Raw genomic sequence first — 16,033 nt, forward strand, 5'->3', positions numbered from 1 at the left:
CACACTCCCCAACCCCCGAACGAGGTGCACGGTGCCAAAGCCGACACTGCGGACCGCGATAGCGGTCTCCGCCCTCGCCGCCACCACCCTGGTGGCACTACCCCTCCAGCCCGCCCAGGCGGCGGGCAGCACGCTCGTCGTCGACGCGGGCGTGCCGTTCCGGCCGGTCACGCACGCGGCCTCCGGCGGCCTGTACGCGCTGGCCGAGAACAACCGGCCGCCGGACTCGATGCTGCTGCCCATCAAGATGCACACGCTGACCCAGCCGCCGCCGCGCGTCGGCCAGCGCCCCAACGGCCAGCCGCCCGGTGGTGACGCGCTGCTCGTCGCGCCGCAGGCCGACCGGGTGGGCGCGGCCCAGGTCGTGCGGCTGCCCGACATCTACCCGAACTTCCCGTACCAGTGGGTGGGCTGGGCCGACTGGCTGGCCAAGGTCGACCAGATGGTCAACGACCGGCTGGCCGCGACCACGGTCAGCAACATCACCGCGTACGAGGTGTGGAACGAGCCGGACTACACCTGGAACACGGCCGCGGCCGGTGACTTCAACGCGGGCTGGGTGCGCACCGTGCAGCGGATCCGCACCCGGGACGCGGTCACGCCGCTGGCCGGCCCGAGCTTCGCGTCCTGGAACACCGACCGGATGCGGGGCTTCCTCACCGTCGCCCGCGACAACAACGTGCTGCCCGACCTCGTGGTCTGGCACGAGCTGAACCACACGTCCGCCCAGATCGCGGCGAACGTGGCGGCCTACCGGTCGCTGGAGGCGTCCCTGGGCATCAGCCCCCGCCGGATCTTCATCAACGAGTACGCGTGGACCGACGAGATCGACGTGCCCGGCCGCGTCACCAACTACATCGCCAAGCTGGAGCGCGCCGGCGTCTGGGCGGCCGACCGGGCGTTCTGGTACGAGTACGGCACCGTCAACGGCCTGACCAACAACAGCCAGCCGACCGCCTCCTGGTGGCTCTACAAGTGGTACGGCGACATGGCGGGCAACATGGTGCGCACCACCCCGCGCGCCCAGACCGGCCTGGACGGCTTCGCCTCCTACGACAGCACCCGCCGCCGCGTCGACGTCGTGTTCGGCGACGAGTCCGGCACGAACACCGTGCGCGTCACGGGCCTCGGCGGGCTCGGCGGCAGCGTCCGCGTCCGGTTGGAGTCCACACCGGGCTCCGGCCGCTTCACCACCGTGTCCGCGCCCACCACGATCTCCAACACGACCTACGCGGTGACCAACGGCGAGATCACCGTGCCGGTGGCGAACATGTCGGCCACGGCGTCGTACCACCTCGTGGTCGAGCCGACCAGCGGCGTGCCGTCCTACCAGCAGCGGTACGAGGCGGAGAACGCGTCGGTGTTCCGCGCGGAGCGGCTGTCCGCTGCCAACGCGTCGCACGGCGGCTACGTCGGCCGGATCGACAACAGCGGTGACCCGCGCAGCGCCAGCTACGTCGACTTCGTCGTCAACGTGCCCACGGCCCGCAGCTACACGATGACCATCGGGTACGCCAACGGCACGGGGGCGACCGCGACGCAGGGGCTGGCCTACAACGGCGGCGCCTGGTCGACGGTGAGCTACCCGGCGACGTCCGGGTGGGCCCAGTTCGGCACCGTGAACACCGCGGTCAGCCTCAGGGCCGGCTACAACGTGATCCGCCTGGCGAAGGGCTCCCCCCACTTCGCCGGCGGCACCGGGTACGCGGAGCTGGACTACATCCAGCTGACCTGACCCACGCCCGTCCGGCTGTCGGCGGCGCGCCCCGGCGTGCCGCCGACAGCCCGCTCCCCCACTCCCCCGTCCCGAAGAGGTACCTCATGGCACAACCCGTAGACCGACGAGCGTTCCTGCGCGCCACGGCGCTGGTGGCGACGGCGCCCGTCGTCGCGTCCACCCTCGCGGGACGGGCAGCGGCGGCCGAGCCCGCGGCCTCCGCCCTGCCGGCGCCGTCCGCGTGGCGCGTCCGGCCGTTCGCGCTGGACGACGTCTCGCTCGGCGAGAGCGTTTTCACCGCGAAGCGGGACCTGGTGCTGGCCTACGGCCGCGGGTACGACGTGGACCGGTTGTTGCAGGTCTTCCGCGCCAACGCGGGGTTGTCGACGCGCGGCGCGGTGGCGCCCGGCGGCTGGGAGGGCCTGGACGGCGAGGCGAACGGCAACCTGCGCGGCCACTACACCGGCCACTTCCTCACCATGCTGTCCCAGGCGTACGCGGGCACCGGTGACCCGGTCTACGCGGACAGGATCCGGTACATGATCGGCGCGCTGGTCGAGGTGCGCGACGCGCTGCGGCGCGACCCGGTCGTGCTGTCCGCGCCGGGCCGGTTCGGCACGGCCGTGGAGAACCCGCGCGGCTCGTACCGGGTGGTCGACCTGCCGCCCACCGTGCTCGCCGAATCGCCGGCCATCACGATCTCGGCGTGGGTGAAGCCGGAGCACGACACCACGTGGGCGCGGGTGTTCGACTTCGGCAACGACGTCTCGCGCTACATGTTCCTCACGCCGCGCAGCCACCTCAACCGGCCCCGTTTCGCGATCACCCCGAACGGACCCGGCGCGGAGCAGGTCATCGACGGCACGGCGCCGCTGCCGGTGGGCCGCTGGAGCCACGTCGCGGTCACCATCGAGGGCACCACCGGCTCGCTCTACGTCAACGGCGAGCGCGTCGGCGTGAACCCGGACATGACGCACAACCCGGCCACGCTGGGCAGGCTGCGCAACTACTGGTTGGGCAACTCGCAGTTCGCCGCCGACCCGACGTTCGCGGGCGCGTTCGACCAGGTCGACCTGTGGTCGCGGGCGCTGAGCGCCGAGGAGGTCGCCGCGCTCCAGCACACCCCCGGCCGGGGCGACCTGGCGTCCTACTCGTTCGACGAGACCGGCGGCGCGACGATCGCCGACGCGTCCGGGCGCGGGCAGCACGCCACCCTGCGGCGCACCTGGGGCGGCCCCAGCCACCCCGGCTTCCTCGCCGCCTACCCGGAGACGCAGTTCATCACGCTGGAGTCCATGACCAGCGGCAACTACACCGTGGTCTGGGCGCCGTACTACACCGCGCACAAGATCCTGCGCGGTCTGCTCGACGCCTACCTCAACACCGGTGACGAGCGCGCGCTCGACCTGGCGAGCGGCATGTGCGACTGGATGCACTCGCGGTTGTCGAAGCTGCCGAAGACCACGCTCCAGCGGATGTGGGGCATCTTCTCCAGCGGCGAGTTCGGCGGCATCGTCGAGGCGATCTGCGACCTGCACACCCTCACCGGCAAGGCCGAGCACTTGGCGCTGGCCAGGCTCTTCGACCTGGACCGGCTCATCGACTCGTGCGCGGCGGGCGCCGACATCCTCGACGGCCTGCACGCCAACCAGCACATCCCGATCCTCACCGGCATGGTGCGGCTGCACGACGAGACCGGCGAGCAGCGCTATTTGACCGCGGCCCGCAACTTCTGGGACATGGTCGTGCCCACCCGGATGTACAGCATCGGCGGCACCAGCACGGGCGAGTTCTGGCGGGCGCGCGGGAGCATCGTCGGGACGTTGAGCGAGACGAACGCCGAGACGTGCTGCGCCTACAACATGCTCAAGCTGAGCCGGGTGCTGTTCTTCCACGAGCAGGACCCGAAGTACATGGACTACTACGAGCGCGCGCTCTACAACCAGGTGCTGGGGTCCAAACAGGACCGGGCGGACGCGGAGAAGCCGCTGGTCACCTACTTCATCGGCCTGACGCCGGGCCACGTGCGCGACTACACGCCCAAGCAGGGCACCACGTGCTGCGAGGGCACCGGCATGGAGAGCGCGACGAAGTACCAGGACTCGGTGTACTTCGCGAAGGCCGACGGGAGCGCGCTGTACGTCAACCTGTACACCGCGTCCACCCTGAAGTGGGAGGACAAGGGCGTCACGGTCACGCAGAGCACGAACTACCCGGTCGAGCAGGGCACCACGATCAGCGTGCACGGCAGCGGCCGGTTCGACCTGCTCCTGCGCGTGCCGGGGTGGGCGACCGGGTTCCGGGTCGAGGTCAACGGCGAGCGGGTGCCGCGTGAGGCCGTGCCCGGCTCGTACTTCGCGGTGTCGCGGGCGTGGCGCAGCGGCGACACCGTGCGCGTGTCGATCCCGTTCCGCCTGCGGGTCGAGCGTGCGCTGGACGCCCCGGCGACGCAGACGCTGTTCCACGGGCCGGTCAACCTGGTCGCGCGCGACGCCCGCCGCACGTTCCCCGAGTTCGGGCTCTACCGCAACGCGGGCCTGTCCGGCGACCTGCGGCCCAGCCTCGCGCCCGTGCCCGGCAGGCCGCTGCACCTCACCCTGGACGGGGTCGAGTTCGCGCCGTTCCTCGAAGGCACCGAGGACCCGACGCACGTGTACTTCCACCGCCGTGAGCCGGTCATCGCGTTCGGCGGGCGGGACGCCGGGGTGGCCAACCCGAGCCGGGCGGACGGGACCACGTTCCTGGACGAGGTGTGGGCCGCCGCGCCGTTCCGGGCCAAGGGCCACCTGATCCGGCACGTCAGGGCGACCGCGGCCACGTGGGTGTCCGCGGGCCTGCTCACCGAAGCCGACGCGCAGAAGGTGGTGGCCACGGCGCAGGACGCCACCTACGCGCCGTGAGCGAGCCCGGTGCGGCGTTCCGGTCGACGGAGCGCCGCACCGGGCCGGTCTCACCGGCGGTTGATCCGGTCGAACGACGCCGGTTCGCGGGCCGCCGTCGCCTTCGCCGCGACGGCGGGCCTGCCCGCGGTGAACACCCAGGTGCGGAACACGTCGTCCAGGTCGCGGCCCGCGACCTGCTCGGCGTGCGCGGCGAACTCGGCCGACGTGGCGTTGCCGTGCGCCTTGCGCTCGGCCCACGTCCGCAACGTCCGGAAGAACACCTCGTCACCGACCTCGGTCCGCACGGCGTGCAGCGCCAGCGCGCCGCGCTCGTGCACCGCCGCCCCGTACAGGTACCGGGTCGTCGGGTCGGCCACCGGCACGGTCCAGATCTCGTGGTCGGCCGGGTAGTGGCGGTAGGTCCAGTCCGCGATCTCGTCGGCCGTGCCCTCGCCGTTGGCCTCCGACCACAGCCACTCCGCGTAGGTGGCGAACCCCTCGCTCAGCCAGATGTCGCTCCACCGGCTGATCGACACCGAGTTGCCGAACCACTGGTGCGCCATCTCGTGCGCGACGACGTAGGTGTTCGGTCCGTCGCGGAACGCGCCCGCCGGGTAGGCGGGCCTGGTCTGCGTCTCCAGCGGCAGCGACCGGTACGGCGTGACCAGGCCGCCCAGCTCGCCCATCGGGTACGGGCCGAACCGGTCTTCCAGGAACCGCACCACCTCGGGCGTGCGCTCCACGCTCGCCCGGGCCGCGGTGCCGGCCGACGCGGTCGAGTAGGCGTTGACCACCGGCTTGCCGTCGGCCGTCGTCGACCTCACGATGTCGAACTGGCCCATCGCCAGGAACGTCACGTGCGGCGCCTGCGGCCGGTCGCTCGACCAGTTCCACCTGGTCCGGCCGCCCGCCTGCGGCTCGGTGCCCACCAGCGCGCCGTTGGACACCGCCTCCACGCCGGTCGGCACGGAGATCGACACGTCGTAGGTGGCCTTGTCGCTCGGGTGGTCGTTGACCGGGTACCACCACGGCGACATGGTCGGCGCGGCGATCGCCAGCGCCCCGTCCGCGGTCTGCCGCCACTTCGTCGTCGGCGACTCCGCGTGCGTCCACGACGGCGACGCCGAGTACCCCACCTCCACCGTCACCGACGCGCCCGCCGGCACGTCGCGGCCCGCGCCCACCAGCAGCTGGCCGTTGTGCTGCGCCGCGCCGACGTCCCGGCCGTCCACCCTGGCCCAGCGGCCCGGCAGCCAGAAGTCGAAGTAGAACCCCGACAGCTCCCGCGTGGTGGTCAGCCGGATGGTCGCGGTGCCGGTCAGCACGTCCGTGGTCGGCTCGTACGACAGGTCCAGGTCGTAGTGCCGGACGTCGTAGCCGTCGTTGCCGGCCCGGGGGAAGTACGGGTCGCCCAACCCGGGCAGCGGGTCGGACGCGTGCGCGGGCGTGGCCGATAACACCAGTGCGGCGACGACCAGCCCGGACAGCGTTGCTCTCACGTGACACCCTCCTCCGTCGAAGGGGCGGGTGCGCCCCCTCGACCTGGAGACGCCACGGGAGGTGATCTTGTTGCTCCGGTGCGCGGGACGAGTTCTTCTTCACTGCGTGCAACGGATCGGCCCGCTCCCCCGTTGAGGGGCGTGATCACAAGCCGGTTGGCCGATCGGGAGAGAGTCGATGGAGTTCGGTGAGTACGTGGTCGGGCGGCGCCCGGCGCTGATGCGGTTCGCCACGGTGCTGACGTGCCGGCCGTGGCTGGCCGAGGACATCGTCAGCGACGTGCTCGGCCGCGCCTTCGAGCGGTGGGACCGGATCTCGGCGATGGCCGAGCCGCACGCCTACGTGCGGCGCATGGTCGTCAACGAGTACCTGTCCTGGCGCAGGCGGCTGGCCCGCACGACGCCCAGGGCGGAGGTCGACCCGGAGTCGGCGCGGATCGGCGACGGCGCCGACGAGCGGGCCCGGCGGGACGCCTTGATCAGCCGCCTGGCGCGGCTGCCGCGGCGGCAGCGGGCGGCGGTCGTGCTGCGCTACTACGCCGGGCTGACCGACGCCGAGATCGCGGCGGAGCTCGGCTGCCGGGTGCCGACGGTGCGCAGCCAGATCTCGCGGGCGCTCGCCACCCTCCGCCTCGACCTGGCCGCCAACCCCCACACCTACCAGGAGACGAGATGACCGACTTGCGCGCGCTCGACGACGCCTTCGCGGAGCTGGAGCGGCGGGCCGACGCGGTGACCGCGGCCCGGCCGTTCGACCTGCCCCGCGCCCCGGCGTCGCGGCCGGCCGGCAGGCTGGTGCCGATCGCCCTCGCCGCCGCCGTGGTCGCCGGGGTGGCGACCGGCGCGGTCCTGCTGACGCCGAACGCCGACCCCGGCCCGCCCACCACCCAGCCCGGCGCGTCGACCTCCGCGCCGGAGCCCGTCGTCACGACCGCGCCACCGGCCGCGCACGACAGCCCCGAGGCGCTGGCCGAGCGGTTCCAGGCCGTGCTCGGCGACCTGGCGACGTTCGTCGTGACCGAACGCGGCCCCGGCGCGACGAGGATGACGCTGCCCGATTCCCCGAACAGCCCGTCGGCGAACGCCGCCCCCCGGCAGGGGACGAACGTGGGCGCGTCGATCGGCGGCACGCTGACCTCGGCCGGTGTCACCGGTGGCTTCGACCTGCTCCTGTACCCCGGCACGGCGGGCGACCAAGCCTGGTGCGCGTCGGACGAGCCGGGCTGCACCGTGCGCGACCTGCCCGACGGCTCGAAGCTGCGCACCGGCGAGGTGGCGTTGGAGGGCTCCGGCGTGACCAACGAGGTCAAGCTCGTCCGCCCGGACGGGCTGGTGTTCATCATGCACGTCAGCAACCGCCAGTCGCCGAAGGGCCTCGGACCCCTCCTCGGCGCCCACCCCCCGCTGACGGTCGAGCAGCTGGTCTCGATCGCCACCTCCGACCGCTGGTGACGGCGCGTCGCCGGGGCGTCACGACGGCCGGTCCGCGGGCGGCAGGAACGCGGCCAGGTCGTCGGGCGCCTCGGCGAACGCGGCGTCGGTGCAGTCGGGGTTCGCGCGGCGGGCCGGGCCCGCCTCGGTCCACGCCACGGCGTCGGCGAACACCGCCTGGTCGAACCGGGCGTTCCCGGCGACGCGTCGTCGTTCGTGGTCGTGGCGACCCAGGTGGTCGACGGGGTGGTCGGCGGGCTGGCCACCTTCTCGTTCGTGCCGTTCATCACCCGTCACGGCGTCACGGCCCTGTGGCGCTGGTGGAGCCTCACGTGGGTGGGGAGTGCCTGCCCAGCTGGTTCGCGAGACGCTCACCGGGCCGTTGACGGCGTGGTGGTTGGTGCGGGAGTAGGTGCTGGGCAGGCACCTGCTGAGCTGGACCGGGCGGCACGGGCTCAAGGCGGACATCACGCCCATGACCGCGAAGCGCAAGCTCCTGCTGTCCGGGTGCGCCGTCGTCGTGGGCGTCGCCGCCCTGGTCAACCGCCGGGCGCGACGGCGGTGAGCGCCGGTGGGGATCGCGACCCGACGCGGGGCCGCGATCCCCACCGCCGCGGTCAGCCCCGGAGCCGGTAGGCCCGCAGGACGGTCTGGTCGACCGTGTTGCCGTCGGTGTCGGAGGCGACGACCCGCAGCGAGACGTACCCGCCCGGCTCGCCGCCGGCCGGGACGATCCGGGTCACCGGGGTCCAGGTCGCGCCGTCGTCGAACGACGCGAACGCCTTGACCTCCCGCACGGTCGCCTTGCCCGCGCCCGCCTGCCGCGCCGCGGTGAACCGCACCGGCAGCGGCACCCCGGCCCGCGCGCTGTTGCGCAGGTCGAGCGGGATGTCGTAGCCCACCTGCAACAGCGGCAGCCTGCCTTCCGCCGTGCCCGCGCTGGTGAACCCCCACGTGGTGTGCACGTTCGTGGACAGCTCCACCTGCGGCGCGCCGCGTGCCGCGTCGAGCGAGAGCTCGTAGCGGCCGGACTCGGCCGGCACCTCCCACCGGCCGAGGCGCGGGTCACCGGTGAAGCCGAGCGAGACTCCGTCCCGCTTGAGCTCCATGCTGCCGTAGCCGGTGGACAGCCAGGACTCGACGGCGGTGGCGGTCGCGAACGGCGACACCCTCGCCTCGATGCCGTTGCCGGTCCGGGTCACGCCGCCGCCGGCCGCCCACTGCACCACCGAGGTGCCGCCGAGCCTCGGCGCGGCGACCGCCGCGTTCCAGTCGCGCCGGTACTCCCGGCCCGGCTCGAACGCCACCGGTTCGAGGTCCGACCAGACGCCGACCATCGGGTCACGCGCGTCCACGCCGAACATGCGGCCGATGAAGCCCTCCTGGTACCAGCCGATGCCGTTGCCCGCGCTGTAGTACTCGGTGCGGGCGACCGGCGCGACCAGGCCCTCGTCCACCACGATGCCGAGGTTCGCCGTGCCCCGGACCACCGCGTACAGGCGCTGGCGGACCAGCCCGTCGTGGCCGGAGGACCGGTAGCGTGCCTTGACCTCGGCCAGCTCGCCGCGTCGGACCTCGTAGGTCTTGCCCGACGGCAGCGCGCCCTGCTCCGGGAAGTGCAGGTTGTAGCTGACCGGCGAGGAGTCGACGGCGCGGACCTCGACCTCGCGGCCGGGCCGGGCCACCAGCTCCTCGGCGCCGTGGTCGGACGCCGACAGCACCGGCAGCGCGGTCTGCTCGGTCCACGGCAACGGCTGCGGCCCGAGCAGCAGCACGGCCGCCGCGCCCGCGTCCTTCAGCCGCTGCGCCACCGCGTACAGGTCCTCGTCCGTGCCTTCCAGCACCACGAGCGCGTCCTTGACGTCACCGTCGGGCCGGGCGGTGCGGAACCGGTGCGCGCCCGGCGTGAAGTACGGGCTCCCGTCGGCGTAGCGCACCGGCAGGTCGAACCCGCCCAGCGCCACGCGCGGTTGCGCCGCCTTGAGCGTCGTCGCGTACGACAGCTGCGGCAGCGGGTCGCCGAAGGACAGGCCGTACACCGGGGTGGCGCCCTCGACGGGCCCGGTGACACCCGAGGTCTTGCCGGGCGCCATCGGCACGCTCAGGTCGACCTCGCGCTCCAGCGGTCGCACGCGGTCGTCGTTCAGGTCGATCGTGATCGGCTTGCCGTCCGCGGCGTTCAGCTCGACGTCCACCGGGGCGGTCATCGACACCCTGCCCGCGATCTCGGTGACCGAGACCGGCGTGAACCAGCTCGCGAGCGCGGAGTGCTGCTCGATCCGGCCCAGCACGGCGTAGTCGGAGACCGGCAGCTTGACCGTGCCGCGGCCCTCGGCGTCGAGCAGGAGCGTGCCGGACTGCCCGGTCTTCAGGTCCACCAGGAGCAGGACCTCGCTGAACGGCGCCTTGCCGTCCCGGCCGGTGACCTCGACCGTGAGCGCGTGGCGCTCTTCCTGCACGTACGCGCCGACCGACGTGGTCAGGAGGACGCCGTCCGCGCCGGCCGTGACGTGGCCGAAGAACGTGCCGAGCCCCTTGCGCGGGTCGAGCCGCACGGCCACAGGCGCGCTGCCGTGCGCGGGCACCGTGACGCTCGCGGGCACCGTGAAGTCCGCGCCGAGGTCGTGCCGCAGGTCCAGCGTCACGGCCTGGTCGCCGTCGTTGTGGTACGTGATCGTCTTCTCGTGCACCTCCGTGTGCGGCCACGCCACCAGCCCGAACGAGAGGCTGCCGACGTCCGCGCGCACCTGCTGCCCGACCGCGCGCCGCACGTCCAGCAACCCCGTGCCGACGTGGTCGGGGGTGTCGGCGACCGGCTTGGCCGACGTCATCAGCTGCGCCTTGAGCTGCGGCGCGGTCCAGGCGGGGTGGCGCTGCGCCAGGATCGCGGCAGCGCCCGCCACGTGCGGCGCGGCCATCGACGTGCCGGTCAGCCGCGCGTGCAGGTCGCCGACGGCCTCGTCCGGCAACGTGCCGCTCGCCCGTGCCGCCACGATGTCCGTGCCGGGTGCGGCGAGGTCGGGCTTGACCGCGTAGTCGCCGAACCGGGGTCCGCGCGAGGACGACTCGTGTAGCTGCCCCTGCTTGGTGAGGTTCGCGACGGCCAGCGCCTCGTTCGCGGCGGCGGGTGTCGAGACCTTGCGGTAGGTGTAGTCGTTGCCCGCCGCCACCACGAACAGCGCGCCGGTCTCCGCCGTGAGCCGGTCCACGGTCAGCGACAGCGGGTCGGTGCCGTCGCTCTGGTCTCCGCCGAGGCTGAGGTTGACGACCTTCGCCTTGACGTCGCGCGCAGCCCACTCCATGCCCGCGATGATCGCGCTCTCCGGGCAGCCGTAGGTGCCGCACACCCGGCCGATGGCGAGCTTCGCGCCCTTGGCGACCCCCGCGTACCGGCCGCCCCGCCCGGCGACGGTGGCCGCGACGTGCGTGCCGTGGCCGACGTTGTCCTGGATGCCCTCGCCGGTGAAGTCCCGGGCCGCCACGACGACGTCCTCCAGCTCCGGGTGGGCCTGGTCGTAGCCGGTGTCCAGGACGGCCACGGTGACCCCGCTGCCGTCGAACCCGGCCTGCCAGGCGTCCGGCGCGCCGACCATCGGCACGCTCTGGTCGAGCGTGACCCTGGCCTTGCCGTCGAGCCAGACCTTCCCGGCGGCCTGCACGCCGACCTGGCGCTCCGCCCACCGCCGTGCCGCCTCGGCCTTCACGATCGCGGCCGACGCCCGGAGCCCCTGGCCCAGCAGCGGGATCCGGTCGGTCGCGGCGTCGTCGTAGCCGAAGTCCAGCAGGGCCGTGACGTCGAAGAACCGCTTGTCGACCCGGTCTTGCGCCAGCTCGTCGAGCGCGTCCTCCGGCACCACGAACTGGTGGTCCTGCTCCACGTACCGGACGAACCGCGCCCCCGGCCGCCCTTCGACGCGGACGACCGCACCCTGGCCGTCCACGACCACCTTGTCACCGGTGATCAACGTGATGGTCCGGGCGTCTCCCCCGGCCACCGGCGCGGCCTGTGCGGCCACCGGGCTCACCAGCCCGGCGGCCAGCACGGCCACCGCCAACCATCGTGCTCGACGCACGTGTCCTCCCCGGTGGTGAAAGCGCTTTCGGCGAAGGAGACTCGTGGGAGTGCTCCGAGGTTGCTCCGCCGGGTGGAACGGCTGGTCAGATCGCGGAGCAGTCGGCCTTGTCGGTCCAGTCCGTGCCGCACCGGTACAGCGGGAAGGGCGTGGTGTAGCCGTAGCGCGCGCCCAGGGTGTTGTACTCGCCGACGTCGATCCGCTGGGCCACGTAGTGGTCGGTGGCGGTGGCGGTGACCGTCTCGGAGTAGGGCGGGCGCGCGGTCGTCGTGGTGGGCGTGCCGCTGGTGGTGGTCGGGGTGGTGCCGCCGTCGAGCCCCCAGGAACGGGCCAGGTGGTAGGCGGCGCAGACGTTGACGTCGAGCATGTACGCGGCCGTGCCGCCGCACTGGGTGGTCCCGGTCCCGGGGTCGACGGGCTGGCCGTGGTTCATGCCCGTGATCGAGTAGTGCTCGACCGTGCCGCCGTAGACGCGGTGCGGGTAGCCCGCCACCGTGTCGCTGACGTCCGGCGTCTGGTCCGTGCCGTTGACGTTGGTCCACTGCTCGACCAGCTCGGTGCCGTTGAGCGGCCGCACGGTGGTGTCGGCGGTGCCGTGCCAGATGGACACCTTCGGCCGCGGGCCGGAGTAGCCGAACGCGGCGCGGACCTTGTCACCCCATTGCGCGGGCGTGAGGTCCGTGCCGGGGTTCATGCAGCCGAACGCCGCGCCCACCGAGGTGGCGCACTGGTACGGCAGCCCGGCCACGATGCCGCCGCCGGAGAACACGTCCGGGTAGGTGGCGAGCAGGACGGCGGTCATCGCGCCGCCCGCGGACAGGCCGCTGACGTACGCCGACGTGGCCCCGTTGTCCTGCTTGACCCGGTCCACCATCTGCTTGATCGACAACGCTTCGCCGGAGCCGCGGCGGGTGTCGCCCGGCTCGAACCAGTTGAAGCATGAGTTGGCGTTGTTCTGCGACCGCTGCTGCGGCGCGACGACGGTGAACTTCCAGCGGTCGGCGAGCTGCAACCAGCCGGTGGCCGTGCCGTAGCCGGTGGCGTTCTGCGTGCAGCCGTGCAGCGCGACGACGACCGGGCGGCCCGCGGGCAGGCCGGCGGGCACGTAGCGGAACATCTGCAGGTTGCCGGGGTTCGAGCCGAAACCCGTGACCTCCTGCAAGGTCGCCGCGGCGGCCGGCCGCGGCGACGAGACCACGAAGACCGCCGCGGCCGACAGCACGGCCAGCACGGCGACCAGCGTCGCGACGGGACCGCGAACGGCCGGGGCGGGGTGACGATCCGACATGGGCGCATCCTCCACGTTGAGTGATGGCGGTCACGTTCGATACCGCGACGCTAGGAGCCGTCGCCGCTGTTCGTCGCTGGTGGACCACGCCACTCTTCGCGGCGCACCGGTGTGTGACGCCGCCACACCGCGTGGGTGGGCGCACGCACGGCGTCATCATCTGGTCGGTGCGCACCGGACGTCGCTTCCGATACTTTCGTAAGCCGCAGAAGGTAGTGCGATTGGCCGCGCCTACGGCTCTACCTGCGTTCTTGCGTCTCTATAGGTGAATCTCAATCCTTGACTCCGACGATCATCCGCTTTAGTTTTCGAAAGCGTCAGCCGGTCGTATCGCAACTTTCGGTCCGACATCGGCGCTCGACCGGCACCGGAAGCAGTGCCGGTCCGGTTCGACCCCTTGGAGGAAGTGATGTCCAGAACTGCTGTCACCGCTGCCGGCAGGCCGGTGGCACGAGGAGGGCCGCGTCGCGTCGCGGCGCTGGCCGGCGCGGTCGGGTTGCTCGGCGCGCTGGCCGTCGTGCTGCCGAGCGTGGCGAGCGCCGGCACCACGTTGGCCGCGTCCGCCGCCGAGAGCGGGCGGTACTTCGGCACCGCGGTCGCGGCGAACAAGCTGAGCGACTCCACGTACGTGGGCATCCTCAACCGCGAGTTCGACATGGTCACGGCCGAGAACGAGATGAAGATCGACGCGACCGAGCCGAACCAGAACCAGTTCAGCTACGGCAACGCCGACCGGATCGTGAACCACGCCCGCAACCAGGGCAAGCGGGTCCGCGGGCACACGTTGGCGTGGCACTCGCAGCAGCCCGGCTGGATGCAGAACATGTCCGGTACCGCGCTGCGCAACGCGATGCTCAACCACGTCACCCAGGTCGCCACCTACTACCGGGGCAAGATCTACGCCTGGGACGTGGTGAACGAGGCGTTCCAGGACGGCAGTTCCGGCGCACGCCGTGACTCCAACCTCCAGCGCACCGGCAACGACTGGATCGAGGCCGCGTTCCGCGCCGCACGAGCCGCCGACCCCGGCGCCAAGCTCTGCTACAACGACTACAACACCGACAACTGGTCGCACGCCAAGACGCAGGCCGTGTACCGGATGGTGCAGGACTTCAAGTCCCGGGGCGTGCCGATCGACTGCGTCGGCTTCCAGGCGCACTTCAACAGCGGCAACCCGGTGCCCAGCAACTACCACACCACGCTCCAGAACTTCGCCGACCTCGGCGTGGACGTGCAGATCACCGAGCTCGACATCGAAGGCTCGGGTTCCTCGCAGGCCCAGCAGTACCAAGGCGTCACGCAGGCTTGCCTGGCCGTGACCCGCTGCACCGGCATCACCGTCTGGGGCATCCGCGACAGCGACTCCTGGCGCGCGTCGGGCACCCCGCTGCTGTTCGACAGCTCCGGCAACAAGAAGGCCGCCTACACGTCGGTGCTCAACGCCCTCAACGCCGCCGGCACGCCGGTGCCGACCACCACGACGACCACGCCGCCGCCGAACAACGCCGACTGCGCCAACGGTTACGTGGCCCTCACCTACGACGACGGCCCGATCGCCGGCACCACCACCACGCTGCTCAACGCGCTGCGCTCGGCCGGACTGCGGGCCACGTTCTTCAACCAGGGCAACAAGGTGACGAACAACCAGGCCCTCGCGCGCAGCCAGCGCGACGCCGGGATGTGGGTGGAGAACCACAGCTGGTCGCACCCGCACATGACGCAGCTGAGCCAGTCCCAGATGCAGTCGGAGATCTCCCAGACCCAGCAGGTCATCCAGTCCGCGACGGGCGTCGCGCCGAAGCTGTTCCGCCCGCCGTACGGCGAGACCAACGCCACGCTGAAGTCGGTCGAGGCGCAGTTCGGCCTGACCGAGGTGCTGTGGAACGTCGACTCCCAGGACTGGAACGGCGCGAGCACCGCCCAGATCGTGCAGGCCGCGTCGACGTTGCAGAACGGCGGCGTCATCCTCATGCACGACGGCTACCAGACCACGATCAACGCCGTGCCGCAGATCGCCGCGAACCTGGCGAGCCGCGGCCTGTGCGCGGGCATGATCTCGCCGTCGACCGGCCGGGCCGTCGCGCCGACGGACACCCCGCCGACCACCGGTCCGACGACCACCACCACGACGCCCCAGCCGGGCACCGGCTCCTGCACCGCGACCTACCGCACGAGCCAGCAGTGGGGTGACCGGTTCAACGGCGAGGTGACGATCCGCGCCGGTTCCTCGGCGATCACCAGCTGGACCGCCACCGTCACCGTCACGTCGCCGCAGAAGATCTCGTCGACGTGGAACGGCACGCCGAGCTGGGACTCCAGCGGCAACGTGATGACGATGAAGCCCAACGGCAACGGCAACCTCGCCGCGGGCGCCAGCACGACGTTCGGCTTCACCGTGATGGCGAACGGCCAGTGGGCCGCGCCGACCGTGAGCTGCCGGACCCCGTGACGCGTGCCGGTGTGCCCCTCACAGCGAAGTGAGGGGCACACCGGCCCGCTTCGCCGTCCCCGGGTCAGGTCCGCGTGCGCAGGTGGACGCGCTCACCCTGCGGGCCGAACAGGATCAGCAGCTCGACCGGTGCGGCGTCCGCCGTGCCCAGCCAGTGCGGGACGCGGGTGTCGAACTCGGCCACCTCGCCGGGCGCGAGGACGAGGTCCCGCTCACCGAGCACCAGGCGCAGCCGTCCGTTCAGGACGTAGAGCCACTCGTGCCCCTCATGGGTCTTCGGCTCCGGCACGGCGTCGTGCAGGGCGCCGGGGATGACCATCTTGAACGCCTGCGTGCCGCCGGGACGGCGGCTGAGCGCCATGAACGTCATGCCGTGGCGGCGGACCGGCCGCAGGTGGACGCGCGGGTCGCCGGTGGGCGGTGCGCCGACCAGTTCGTCCAGCGGCACGCCGTGCGCCCGCGCCAGCGGCAGCAGCAACTCCAGGTTCGGTCGCCGCCGGCCGCTCTCCAGCCGCGACAGCGTGCTCTCCGAGATGCCGGTGGCCTCGGCCAGCTCGGCCAGCGTGACCCCGCGAGCCCGGCGCACCGCGCGCAACCGCGGGCCCACGGCGGTCAGCACACCGTCCAGGTCGTCGTCCACCCGCACAGCTTGCCAAACCGGCAAGCGCCCTTGCCACGGGCGCGCCGTGCGACG

General features: G+C 72.4%; 11 protein-coding genes and 1 pseudogene. 7 read left to right on the forward strand and 5 right to left on the reverse strand.

Annotation, left to right across the window (positions count from 1 at the left end):
• The first annotated feature begins 31 nt into the window (after positions 1–31).
• The gene (locus ACIQMJ_RS22250) at positions 32–1,735 is read left to right on the forward strand and encodes a carbohydrate-binding protein (RefSeq protein ID WP_499762908.1); all 1,704 of its coding nucleotides are present in this window, start codon (positions 32–34) and stop codon (positions 1,733–1,735) included.
• Positions 1,736–1,821: 86 nt separating this feature from the next.
• Positions 1,822–4,617 carry a beta-L-arabinofuranosidase domain-containing protein gene (locus ACIQMJ_RS22255; protein WP_499762909.1) on the forward strand — a complete coding sequence of 932 codons (2,796 nt, stop codon included), beginning with the start codon at positions 1,822–1,824 and terminating at the stop codon, positions 4,615–4,617.
• A 50-nt stretch (positions 4,618–4,667) separates the two neighbouring features.
• On the opposite strand, the gene ACIQMJ_RS22260 is transcribed toward ACIQMJ_RS22255, so the two are convergent.
• Positions 4,668–6,098, reverse strand: a complete 1,431-nt coding sequence (locus tag ACIQMJ_RS22260) for a M1 family metallopeptidase (protein WP_499762910.1) — start codon at positions 6,096–6,098, stop codon at positions 4,668–4,670.
• Between the two features lie 178 nt (positions 6,099–6,276).
• Between ACIQMJ_RS22260 and ACIQMJ_RS22265 the strand changes: the two genes are divergently transcribed.
• Both ACIQMJ_RS22265 and ACIQMJ_RS22270 read left to right on the forward strand, forming a co-directional pair.
• On the forward strand, positions 6,277–6,774 hold the full coding sequence (locus ACIQMJ_RS22265; RefSeq protein WP_499762911.1) for a SigE family RNA polymerase sigma factor: 498 nt from the start codon (positions 6,277–6,279) through the stop codon (positions 6,772–6,774).
• Positions 6,771–7,550 (forward strand): hypothetical protein, encoded by a 780-nt coding sequence (locus ACIQMJ_RS22270; RefSeq protein WP_499762912.1) that lies wholly within the window; start codon positions 6,771–6,773, stop codon positions 7,548–7,550. Before ACIQMJ_RS22265 ends, ACIQMJ_RS22270 begins: the two co-directional genes overlap by 4 nt.
• An 18-nt stretch (positions 7,551–7,568) precedes the next feature.
• On the opposite strand, the gene ACIQMJ_RS22275 is transcribed toward ACIQMJ_RS22270, so the two are convergent.
• Positions 7,569–7,826 (reverse strand): hypothetical protein, encoded by a 258-nt coding sequence (locus tag ACIQMJ_RS22275; protein WP_499762913.1) that lies wholly within the window; start codon positions 7,824–7,826, stop codon positions 7,569–7,571.
• A 115-nt stretch (positions 7,827–7,941) separates the two neighbouring features.
• On the opposite strand from ACIQMJ_RS22275, the gene ACIQMJ_RS22280 reads away from it, so the two are divergent.
• Entirely contained in the window at positions 7,942–8,094 is a 153-nt protein-coding gene (locus ACIQMJ_RS22280; protein WP_499762914.1) for a hypothetical protein, read from the forward strand.
• 52 nt (positions 8,095–8,146) lie between these two features.
• On the opposite strand, the gene ACIQMJ_RS22285 is transcribed toward ACIQMJ_RS22280, so the two are convergent.
• Both ACIQMJ_RS22285 and ACIQMJ_RS22290 read right to left on the reverse strand, forming a co-directional pair.
• Positions 8,147–11,602, reverse strand: a complete 3,456-nt coding sequence (locus ACIQMJ_RS22285) for a S8 family serine peptidase (protein WP_499762915.1) — start codon at positions 11,600–11,602, stop codon at positions 8,147–8,149.
• 85 nt (positions 11,603–11,687) lie between these two features.
• Entirely contained in the window at positions 11,688–12,890 is a 1,203-nt protein-coding gene (locus tag ACIQMJ_RS22290; RefSeq protein WP_499762916.1) for an extracellular catalytic domain type 1 short-chain-length polyhydroxyalkanoate depolymerase, read from the reverse strand.
• 409 nt (positions 12,891–13,299) lie between these two features.
• On the opposite strand from ACIQMJ_RS22290, the pseudogene ACIQMJ_RS22295 reads away from it, so the two are divergent.
• A pseudogene (locus ACIQMJ_RS22295) lies at positions 13,300–14,349 on the forward strand (glycoside hydrolase family 10 protein); the annotation flags it as partial.
• 66 nt (positions 14,350–14,415) lie between these two features.
• The gene (locus tag ACIQMJ_RS22300; protein WP_499763073.1) at positions 14,416–15,339 is read left to right on the forward strand and encodes a polysaccharide deacetylase family protein; all 924 of its coding nucleotides are present in this window, start codon (positions 14,416–14,418) and stop codon (positions 15,337–15,339) included.
• Positions 15,340–15,403: 64 nt separating this feature from the next.
• Here ACIQMJ_RS22300 and ACIQMJ_RS22305 read toward each other — a convergent pair whose 3' ends face one another.
• Complete coding sequence (locus ACIQMJ_RS22305) at positions 15,404–15,979, reverse strand: helix-turn-helix domain-containing protein (protein WP_499762917.1); 576 nt, start codon at positions 15,977–15,979, stop codon at positions 15,404–15,406.
• Positions 15,980–16,033 lie beyond the last annotated feature (54 nt).

It is taken from the genome of Actinosynnema sp. NPDC091369 (assembly GCF_044757065.1).
Lineage (GTDB): Bacteria > Actinomycetota > Actinomycetes > Mycobacteriales > Pseudonocardiaceae > Actinosynnema.

Bases quoted from the DNA above. Each gene is read 5' to 3' on its own strand.
- ACIQMJ_RS22255 (WP_499762909.1), top strand. From the start codon at position 1,822: ATGGCACAACCCGTAGACCGACGAGCGTTCCTGCGCGCCACGGCGCTG.
- ACIQMJ_RS22265 (WP_499762911.1), top strand. From the start codon at position 6,277: ATGGAGTTCGGTGAGTACGTGGTCGGGCGGCGCCCGGCGCTGATGCGG.
- ACIQMJ_RS22270 (WP_499762912.1), top strand. From the start codon at position 6,771: ATGACCGACTTGCGCGCGCTCGACGACGCCTTCGCGGAGCTGGAGCGG.
- ACIQMJ_RS22290 (WP_499762916.1), bottom strand. From the start codon at position 12,890: ATGTCGGATCGTCACCCCGCCCCGGCCGTTCGCGGTCCCGTCGCGACG.